The organism is Chondromyces apiculatus DSM 436 (assembly GCF_000601485.1).
GTDB lineage: Bacteria > Myxococcota_A > Polyangia > Polyangiales > Polyangiaceae > Chondromyces > Chondromyces apiculatus.
In genome coordinates, this window is the sequence record NZ_ASRX01000171.1 from 1 (window position 1) to 957 (window position 957).

Annotated in this window: 1 protein-coding gene and 1 pseudogene; both read right to left on the reverse strand. The window is 51.6% G+C overall.

Translation table 11 applies throughout. The annotated features are described in order from the left end of the window. Nucleotides 1-550 (reverse strand): aminoglycoside adenylyltransferase family protein (locus tag CAP_RS54790; protein WP_231512044.1); only part of this gene is annotated, 550 nt, incomplete at its 3' end. A 279-nt stretch (nt 551-829) separates the two neighbouring features. Further along, nucleotides 830-957 (reverse strand): annotated as a pseudogene (locus tag CAP_RS56010) (sugar-binding domain-containing protein); the annotation flags it as partial.

The following is a 957-nucleotide window of genomic DNA, read 5'->3' on the forward strand; positions in this document are numbered from 1 at the left end:
CGCCAAACTGCAGCTCACGTTTCGCCGGATAACGCCACGGAATAATGTCATCATGCACCACGATGGTCACTTCCACCGCACGCAGAATTTCGCTTTCACCCGGGCTCGCGCTGGTTTCCAGCAGATCGTTAATCAGCGCACGACGGGTGGTTTCATCCAGACGCACGGTCACGGTCACCAGCAGATCAATATCGCTATGCGGTTTCAGGCCGCCATCCACCGCGCTGCCATACAGATGCACGGCCAGCAGGGTCGGTTCCAGATGACGTTCAATCACGCCCACCACTTCAGACAGCTGGGTGCTCACTTCCGCAATCACCGCTTCACGCATAATGTTCAGTTTGGTTTTCGGACGGCTGCCCTGCTGGGTCACATCGTTGCTGCTCCACAGCATCAGGCAACGGCCCACCGCATAACGCGCCTGCTGTTTGCTCGCACGCGGCATGCTCTGCACGCCAAAAAAGCAATCATAGCACGCCATAAACACCGCCACCGCACCATTACCGCCGCTACGTTCGGTCAGGGTACGGCTCCAATTACGGCTACGCATACTCTTCCTTTTTCAATATTATTGAAGCATTTATCAGGGTTATTGTCTCATGAGCGGATACATATTTGAATGTATTTAGAAAAATAAACAAATAGGGGTTCCGCGCACATTTCCCCGAAAAGTGCCACCTAAATTGTAAGCGTTAATATTTTGTTAAAATTCGCGTTAAATTTTTGTTAAATCAGCTCATTTTTTAACCAATAGGCCGAAATCGGCAAAATCCCTTATAAATCAAAAGAATAGACCGAGATAGGGTTGAGTGGCCGCTACAGGGCGCTCCCATTCGCCATTCAGGCTGCGCAACTGTTGGGAAGGGCGTTTCGGTGCGGGCCTCTTCGCTATTACGCCAGCTGGCGAAAGGGGGATGTGCTGCAAGGCGATTAAGTTGGGTAACGCCAGGGTTTTCC